This window comes from Pseudomonas asplenii (assembly GCF_001293465.1).
GTDB lineage: Bacteria > Pseudomonadota > Gammaproteobacteria > Pseudomonadales > Pseudomonadaceae > Aquipseudomonas > Aquipseudomonas fuscovaginae_B.
Window position 1 is genome coordinate 20,803 of record NZ_JSYZ01000002.1, and the last position, 8,401, is coordinate 29,203.

At 64.8% G+C, this 8,401-nt stretch carries 9 protein-coding genes; 7 read left to right on the top strand and 2 right to left on the bottom strand.

What is annotated here, in order from left to right:
- The first annotated feature begins 4 nt into the window (after positions 1-4).
- A complete protein-coding gene (locus PF66_RS02090) occupies positions 5-889 on the top strand; it encodes a DUF692 domain-containing protein (RefSeq protein ID WP_054061005.1) in 885 nt (294 codons plus the stop codon).
- Complete coding sequence (locus PF66_RS02095; protein ID WP_054061004.1) at positions 886-1,647, top strand: DNA-binding domain-containing protein; 762 nt, start codon at positions 886-888, stop codon at positions 1,645-1,647. The genes PF66_RS02090 and PF66_RS02095 overlap by 4 nt, the downstream gene beginning before the upstream one ends.
- Here PF66_RS02095 and PF66_RS02100 read toward each other — a convergent pair whose 3' ends face one another.
- Positions 1,648-2,562 (bottom strand): LysR family transcriptional regulator, encoded by a 915-nt coding sequence (locus PF66_RS02100; protein ID WP_054061003.1) that lies wholly within the window; start codon positions 2,560-2,562, stop codon positions 1,648-1,650. It abuts the gene before it with no gap.
- 106 nt (positions 2,563-2,668) lie between these two features.
- Here PF66_RS02100 and PF66_RS02105 point away from each other — a divergent pair, with 106 nt between their 5' ends.
- The 4 genes from PF66_RS02105 to tsaA all read left to right on the top strand — a co-directional run bounded on the left by PF66_RS02105 (position 2,669) and on the right by tsaA (position 6,441).
- Positions 2,669-3,268, top strand: a complete 600-nt coding sequence (locus PF66_RS02105) for a short chain dehydrogenase (protein ID WP_054061779.1) — start codon at positions 2,669-2,671, stop codon at positions 3,266-3,268.
- Positions 3,269-3,337: 69 nt separating this feature from the next.
- Positions 3,338-4,012, top strand: coding sequence for a COG3650 family protein (locus PF66_RS02110; protein ID WP_054061780.1), 675 nt, complete (start codon positions 3,338-3,340; stop codon positions 4,010-4,012).
- Between the two features lie 108 nt (positions 4,013-4,120).
- A complete protein-coding gene (locus tag PF66_RS02115; RefSeq protein ID WP_054061781.1) occupies positions 4,121-5,734 on the top strand; it encodes an NAD(P)/FAD-dependent oxidoreductase in 1,614 nt (537 codons plus the stop codon).
- An 11-nt stretch (positions 5,735-5,745) separates the two neighbouring features.
- Positions 5,746-6,441 (top strand): tRNA (N6-threonylcarbamoyladenosine(37)-N6)-methyltransferase TrmO, encoded by a 696-nt coding sequence (gene tsaA, locus PF66_RS02120; RefSeq protein WP_054060999.1) that lies wholly within the window; start codon positions 5,746-5,748, stop codon positions 6,439-6,441.
- A gap of 116 nt (positions 6,442-6,557) precedes the next feature.
- On the opposite strand, the gene fpr is transcribed toward tsaA, so the two are convergent.
- Positions 6,558-7,337: a ferredoxin-NADP reductase gene (fpr, locus tag PF66_RS02125; RefSeq protein ID WP_016966062.1), complete on the bottom strand. Its 780-nt coding sequence runs from the start codon at positions 7,335-7,337 to the stop codon at positions 6,558-6,560.
- 122 nt (positions 7,338-7,459) lie between these two features.
- On the opposite strand from fpr, the gene PF66_RS02130 reads away from it, so the two are divergent.
- Positions 7,460-8,386 (top strand): LysR family transcriptional regulator, encoded by a 927-nt coding sequence (locus PF66_RS02130; RefSeq protein ID WP_054060998.1) that lies wholly within the window; start codon positions 7,460-7,462, stop codon positions 8,384-8,386.
- Positions 8,387-8,401: the final 15 nt, after the last annotated feature.

The following is an 8,401-nucleotide window of genomic DNA, read 5'->3' on the forward strand; positions in this document are numbered from 1 at the left end:
CGCAATGCCGCCGTCAGCGCAATCCGCGCCCATTGATTGCGCCCGCGCCCACCCGCTCCCATCCAGGGTCGGGCTGGGGCTCAAGAGCGAGCACTTCCAGGTGATCCTCGACAGCCGCCCCGACCTCGGGTTCTTCGAGGTGCATGCCGAGAACTACATGGTCGCCGGCGGCCCGTTCCACCATTACCTGGGGCGGATTCGCGAAGACTATCCGTTGTCGCTGCACGGGGTCGGCCTGTCCATCGGCGGCGAAGGCCCGCTGGACCGGCAACACCTCCAGCGCCTGGCCAGGCTGATCGAGCGCTACCAGCCACAGTCGTTTTCCGAACACCTGGCCTGGTCGGGACACGGCCCGGTGTTTCTCAACGACCTGCTGCCACTGGCCTACGACCCGGCCACCCTGCAACGGGTCTGCGAACATGTCGACCTGGTGCAGAACACCCTGAAACGCCCGATGCTGCTGGAAAACCCGGCGACCTACCTGCAATTCCAGCGCTCGACCCTGGACGAAACGGACTTCATCGGCGAGGTCATTCGCCGCACCGGCTGCGGCCTGCTGCTGGACGTGAACAACGTGTATGTCTCCTGCGTCAACCATCAACGCGATGCACTGGCCTACATCGGGGCCCTGCCGTTGCAAGCCGTCGGCGAGATTCACCTGGCCGGCTTCGCCGAGGACCGTGACAGCCTCGGCGACCGTCTATTGATCGACGATCACGGCGCGCCCATCGATTCGGCGGTCTGGGCCCTTTACCAGCAGGTGCTGGCCAGGACCGGGGCGCTGCCGACCCTGATCGAGCGCGACAACCGCGTCCCGGCCTTCAGCGAATTGCTCGTCGAAGCGGCACGAGCCCAGGCCCTGCTCGATGGTGTCGAGGTAGGTCGATGAGTGACCAGGACCGCTTCAGCGCGGCACTGCTCGACCCGCAACAGCCCTGCCCGCCCGGCCTGCACAGCCGCAACGGTGCCGATCCGGCCAGCCGTTTCGCGGTGTACCGCAACAATGTCCAGAGCTCGCTGATCAATGCCCTGGCCGACAGTTACCCGGTGGTCCGGGCACTGGTCGGCGACGAGTTCTTCCGGGCCATGGCCGCCGTGCATGTCCGGCAGCACCCGCCCCGCAGCCCGATCCTCAACGACTACGGCCGGGAGTTCGCCACGTTCATCCGCGGCTTCGCGCCAGCGGCCAGCGTGCCGTACCTGGCCGACGTCGCGTGCCTGGAGCGTCTGCGGATCAACGCCTATCACGCCGCCGATGCCACGCCCTTGAGCCCGGAACAGATCGGCCTGCACCTGGCGGCCCCGGAGTCCCTGGGCCGCCTGCTGGTCGGCCTGCACCCCAGCGTCGCGGTGCTGGAGTCACCCTACGCGACGCTGTCGATCTGGCTGGCGCACCAGGGCGAAGGCCGGTTGGAGCAGATCGACCCGAGCCGGGGTGAAACAGCACTGGTACTGCGTTGCAACTGGCAGGTCGAGGTGTTCAGGCTCGACCGTGGCAGCCGGGTCTTCATCCAGGGCCTGCTCAATGAACAAGCGCTGGAAAGCGCCATGACCCACGCCCATGAAGCCGACCCCGAATTCGATCCGGCCCAGACGCTGGGCCTGCTGATTCGCTACGGCGCCATTACCCGGCTGCAAGCGGCATGACTACAGCTCAAGCCGCTCCAGTGCCTCGCTGCTGCGCTTGAACCAACCGATCAGGTAGTCGGCCAGCACCTGGGTGCGCCGCGGCAGCCCGCCCTGGTAGGGATGCACCAGGTACGCCGGCATGTCGCGGGTGCGATAGTCGCGCAACAGCCAGCGCAAACGCCCGTCTGCCAGTTCCGCGGCCAGCGCGTAGGACGGCAGCCGGGCGATACCGGCACCGGCCAGCGCGGCTTTCTTCAGCAGGCTGTAGTGGTTGCTGGCAAACGTGCCACCCACCCGCACCCGCAGCAGTTCATGCTGGCGATGGTATTGCCACTCCTCGCGCCCACTGTAGTGGCTGTTGAGCAGGCAACGATGGTTGGCAAGCTCCTGGGGCGTCTGCGGCTCACCATGGGCCTCGAGGTAGGCCGGACTGGCACAGGTCAGTTCGTTGATCACCAACAGCGGCCGGGCCACCAGTCGCTCATCGCGGCCGGTCTCGGTGCGAATCGCCAGGTCAAAGCCCTCGCGCACCAGGTCGCGGAAGCTGTTGCTCAGGTCCAGCTCGATCTGGACATCGGGATAATTGCGCGAGAACTCCAGCAGCAGTCCATCGAAAAAGGTTTCGCCCAGGGACACCGGCACCGTCATGCGCACCGGGCCGGCGATATCGTCCTTGAGCCGGGCCAGCGCCTGGCGCGCCCGTTGCACCTGCACCACCAGTGCCTGGGCCTGGGGCAGCAGGGCCGCTCCGGCGGCGGTGAGACTCAGGCGCCGGGTGGTGCGGTGCAGCAGTTGCACCGCGAACTGTGTTTCCAGGTGGCTGATGCGCTTGGACAACTGCCCCTTGCTGCACCCCAGTTGCTCGGCGGCCAGCGTGAAGCTGCCCGCTTCGACCAGCACGGCAAAGGCTGCCAGGTCATCCATTTCGCTCACGGGATTGTTTCCAGAATAAAACCAAAGGTTGCCTATTAGCACGCTTATCCGGGGAAAAATCCAGCCTAGACTGAGTGTTCAATCCCCCCACAGGAGCAAGCGCAGGATGAAAATTCTCTTGATTGGTGCCAGCGGCACCATCGGTTCGGCCATCAAAAAGGAACTGATCCAGCGACACGAGATCATCAGCATCGGCCGCACCAGCGGCGACCTGCACGTGGACATCAGCGACAGCGCCTCGATTCGTCAATTGTTCGAACAGACCGGCAAGTTCGATGCCCTGGTCTGTGCCGCCGGCAACGTCAAGTTCGCCCCGCTGGCCGAACTGACCGAAGAGGATTTCGCGGTGGGCCTGCAGGACAAGCTGATGGGCCAGGTCAACCTGGTGCGGATCGGCAGCGAATACGCCAGTGACGGCGCCTCGTTCACCCTGACCACCGGCGTCCTCAGTCATGACCCGATCCGCTTCGGCGCGTCGGCCAGCCTGGTCAACGGCGCCATCGACAGCTTCGTCAAGGCGGCGGCGATCGAATTGCCGCGGGGTCTGCGGATCAACTCGGTGAGCCCGACCGTGCTGGTCGAGGCGATGGACGAGTACGCGCCCTACTTCCGTGGCTTCAAGCCGGTAGCGGCGGTGGACGTGGCGCTGGCCTACGCCAAGAGCGTGGAAGGCCTGCAGACCGGCCAGACCTACCGCGTCGGTTGAGCCGGTTCCCACAAGGCTTGTGATGCGGGTCCAGGCTGGGTAACGTGGCGGCACTTGCCAGGAGACCCGATGATGCGTGCCGCCCGTTCCTTGATGATTTTCGCCCTGCCCCTGTTAGCCGCCGGTTGCCAGATGCTCGCCCCCAGCGGCCCGCACCCCACGGCCGGACTGAACCGCATGCAGGGCGAACTGAGCAGTGTCGATGGCAAGCTGCTGTTCCAGCCCTGCCAGGAACAACGCCGCTTCATCGTCAACGACAGCGGCAACACCAGCATCGCCCAGCAAGCCGCGACCTTCGCCAGCAAGCCCGGCAAACTGTTCGTCGACCTGCGTGGCAGCTTCTCGTCGAGCAAGGCCGACAGCTCCGACGGCCAGTTGAACCTGCAGCAACTCTACCGCCTGGAGCGCGATAACGGCGGCTGCGCCGACCTCGACTTCCGGCGCCAGACCGTGATCGCCAGCGGCCATGGCCCGGACTGGTCGTTCAAGGCCAGCGGCAAGGGCATGATCCTCGAGCGCGACAAGCAGCCGCCCCTGGTCCTGCCCTACCTGGAAGAGCAATTGGGTGACGGGCGCTTCAGCCTGAGCACCGAAGCCAACAACCAGCACATCGAGCTGTGGGTGGCACCGCAGCGCTGCGTCGACAGCACCACCGGCAGCGTCCGCCACCTAAGCGCCGAATTGCGCATCAACGGCCAGGTGCAGCGCGGCTGCGCCACGTTCGGCGGTGCCCGCAACGACTGATTCGGACCAGCAGTCATTCAAGCCTCACGGAAAACCGCCGTTGGGGCTTATAATCTCCGGTTTGTTGTAAAGCCGGCGCGCCCGCGTGGCCGCATACTGGACCCTGTCATGTTACGAATCACCGAACTCAAGCTGCCGCTCGACCATCCCGATGAAGACCTGCGCTCGGCCATCGTCCAGCGCCTGGGCATCGCCAGCGCTGACCTGCTGGACTTCACCGTGTTCAAGCGCAGCTACGACGCCCGCAAGAAGTCGTCCGAACTGCTGTTCATCTACACCATCGACCTGTCGGCGCGCAACGAAGAAGCCCTGCTGAAGCAGTTCGCCGACGACCACAATGTCGGTCCGGCGCCGGATGTCAGCTACAAGGTGGTCGGCCAGGCGCCGGCCGACCTGCGCGAGCGGCCGATCGTGGTCGGTTTCGGCCCCTGCGGCATCTTCGCCGGCCTGCTGCTGGCGCAGATGGGCTTCAAGCCGATCATTCTCGAACGCGGCAAGGAAGTGCGCCAGCGCACCAAGGATACCTGGGGCCTGTGGCGCAAGAGCGTGCTCAACCCCGAGTCCAACGTACAGTTCGGCGAGGGCGGTGCCGGGACCTTCTCCGACGGCAAGCTCTACAGCCAGATCAAGGACCCGCACCACCACGGCCGCAAGGTTCTGCAGGAGTTCGTCAAGGCCGGCGCGCCGGAAGAGATTCTCTACGTCAGCAAGCCGCACATCGGTACCTTCCGCCTGACCGGCATGGTCGAGAACATGCGCAAGGAAATCGAGGCCCTGGGCGGCGAAGTACGCTTCCAGCAGCGGGTCACCGACCTGCTGCTCGATGGCGGGCAACTGACCGGCGTGGTGCTAGACAGCGGTGAACAGCTGCATTCGCGCCACGTGGTCCTGGCCCTGGGCCACAGCGCCCGCGACACCTTCCGCATGCTGCACAGCCGCGGCGTGTTCATGGAGGCCAAGCCGTTTTCCATCGGTTTCCGCATCGAGCACCCGCAGTCGCTGATCGACAGCGCCCGCCTGGGCAAGTATGCCGGCCACCCGAAACTCGGCGCCGCCGACTACAAGCTGGTGCACCATGCCAGCAACGGCCGCTCGGTCTACAGCTTCTGCATGTGTCCGGGCGGCACCGTGGTCGCCGCCACCTCCGAGCCGAACCGGGTGGTGACCAACGGCATGAGCCAGTATTCGCGTAACGAGCGCAACGCCAACTCCGGCATCGTCGTCGGCATCACCCCCGAAGTCGACTACCCGGGCGGCCCGCTGGCCGGTATCGAGCTGCAGGAGCGCCTGGAGTCCCACGCCTTCGTGCTCGGCGGCAGCAACTACGAGGCTCCGGCGCAACTGGTCGGCGACTTCATCGCCGGCAATCCGTCGACCGCCCTGGGCAGCGTCGAGCCGTCCTACAAGCCGGGCGTGGCCCTCGGCGACCTGGCCCTGGCGCTGCCGGACTTCGCCATCGAAGCCATCCGCGAGGCCCTGCCGGCCTTCGAGCGGCAGATCAAGGGCTACTCGCTGCACGATGCGGTACTGACCGGGATCGAAACCCGCACCTCGTCGCCGCTGCGCATTACCCGCGACGCGTCGATGCAGAGCCTGAACGTCAAGGGCCTGTTCCCGGCCGGTGAAGGCGCCGGTTATGCCGGCGGCATTCTCTCGGCCGGCGTCGACGGTATCCGCATCGCCGAAGCGGTGGCGCGCAATATCCTCGGGATCGAGGCCTGAGGCCTGCCGCGATGAGCTACAGCGTCTCGCCGATCGGTTTCGTGCGCTCCTGTTTCAAGGAGAAATTCGCCATCCCGCGCCAGCCACAACTGGCGCCGGCGGCACGCGGTGTTCTGGAACTGCTGGCACCGTTCGACCAGGGCGATGCGGTACAAGGCCTGGAACAGGTCAGCCATGTCTGGCTGCTGTTCCTGTTCCACCAGGCCCTGGAGGACAAGCCGCGGCTCAAGGTGCGGCCGCCACGCCTGGGCGGCAACAAGTCCATCGGCGTGTTCGCCACCCGGGCGACGCACCGGCCAAACGGTATCGGCCAGTCGGTGGTGCGGCTGGACAAGGTAGAAGGCCATCGGCTGTGGATCTCCGGTATCGACCTGCTGGACGGCACGCCGATTCTCGACATCAAGCCCTACGTGCCCTATGCCGACAGCGTTGCCACGGCCGTCAACGACATCGCCAGCGCGGCGCCGCAGCTGATTCCCGTGCAGTGGGCGGACAGCGCCCTGCACCAGGCCCAGGCGCACGCCCGGCGCCTGGGCGAGCCACTGATCGAGCTGATCGAACAGTGCCTGGCCCAGGACCCGCGTCCGGCGTACCAGACCCCCACGCCCGAGCGGGAATACGGCGCGCAGTTCTGGGACCTGGATGTGCGCTGGCACTACCCGCAGGCGGGCGTGATCCGCGTGCTGGAAGTCGTGCCCGCCGAGTAGAAACGCCAGAAACGAAAAAGCCCGCGCTGCCTTTCGGCAACGCGGGCTTTTTTCTGTGAAGCCGGCTTGCGGACGCTATCGCCGGCAAGCCGGCTGCCACAGGTCCGAAACGGACCTTACTTCTCGACGAAAGCGCGCTCGATCAGGTAGTCACCCGGCTCGCGCATACGCGGCGAAACGGTCAGGCCGAAGCTGTTGAGCACTTCGCTGGTCTCTTCGAGCATGCTCGGGCTGCCGCACAGCATGGCGCGGTCGTCCTGCGGGTTGATCGGTGGCAGGCCGATGTCGCGGAACAGCTTGCCGCTGCGCATCAGGTCGGTCAGGCGACCTTCGTTCTCGAACGGCTCGCGGGTCACGGTGGGGTAGTAGATCAGCTTCTCACGCAGCGCCTCGCCGAAGAATTCGTTCTGCGGCAGGTGCTCGGTGATGAATTCGCGGTAGGCGACTTCGTTGACGTAACGCACGCCGTGGCACAGGATCACTTTCTCGAAACGCTCGTAGGTTTCCGGATCCTGGATCACGCTCATGAATGGCGCCAGGCCAGTGCCGGTGCTCAGCAGGTACAGGTGCTTGCCCGGCTTCAGGTCGTCGAGCACCAGGGTACCGGTAGGCTTCTTGCTGATGATGATCTCATCGCCTTCCTTCAGGTGCTGCAGTTGCGAGGTCAGCGGACCATCCGGCACCTTGATGCTGAAGAATTCGAGATGTTCTTCCCAGTTCGGGCTGGCGATCGAGTAGGCGCGCATCAGCGGCCGGCCGTTGGGCTGCTGCAGCCCGATCATCACGAACTGACCGTTTTCGAAGCGCAGGCCCGGATCGCGGGTGCACTTGAAGCTGAACAGAGTGTCGTTCCAGTGGTGAACACTGAGGACACGCTCGTGATTCATGTTGCTCATTGGGATAGGGCTCCTGGAGATTTGGCCTGCGCTATCAATGAGCGCAATTGCATAGCATTCTAATGGCGGCGACAATATCTGTTAAATGAATTATCAAGATAAGGGTTATCGGTTATATAGATATGCGATTTACTCTCCGTCAACTTCAAGTATTCGTCGCCGTCGCCCAGCAGGAAAGCGTATCACGGGCCGCCGGCCTGCTCGCGCTTTCCCAGTCCGCCGCGAGCACCTCGATCACCGAACTGGAACGGCAATCGAGCTGCCAACTGTTCGATCGCGCCGGCAAGCGCCTGAGCCTCAATGCCCTGGGCAAGCAACTGTTGCCCCAGGCCGTGGCCCTGCTCGACCAGGCCAAGGAAATCGAGGACCTGCTCAACGGCAAGTCCGGCTTCGGCTCCCTGGCCGTCGGCGCGACCCTGACTATCGGCAACTACCTGGCGACCCTGCTGATCGGCAGCTTCATGCAGTTGCACCCGGAGAGCCAGGTGAAACTGCATGTGCAGAACACGGCGAACATTGTGCAGCAGGTGGCGCACTATGAAATTGATCTGGGTCTGATCGAAGGCGACTGCAGCCACCCCGATATCGAGGTGCAGAGCTGGGTCGAGGATGAACTGGTGGTGTTCTGTGCCCCGCAGCATCAATTGGCCCGACGCGGCCAGGCGAGCCTGGAGGAACTGACCCGTGAAGCCTGGATCCTGCGCGAACAGGGCTCGGGCACCCGGCTGACCTTCGACCAGGCCATGCGTCATCACCGCAGCTCACTGAATGTGCGCCTGGAGCTGGAACACACCGAAGCGATCAAGCGTGCGGTGGAATCGGGGCTGGGCATCGGCTGCATCTCGCGCCTGGCGCTACGCGATGCCTTCCGCCGCGGCAGCCTGGTGGCCGTGGAAACCCCGGAACTGGACCTGGCGCGGCAGTTCTACTTCATCTGGCATAAACAGAAGTACCAGACCTCGGCGATGCGCGAATTCCTGGAGCTGTGCCGCAACCTCACCGCCGGCGTGCGTCGCAGCGATGAGATCGTGCTGCCGAGCCTGGTCTAGGCTGTGTACGAAATT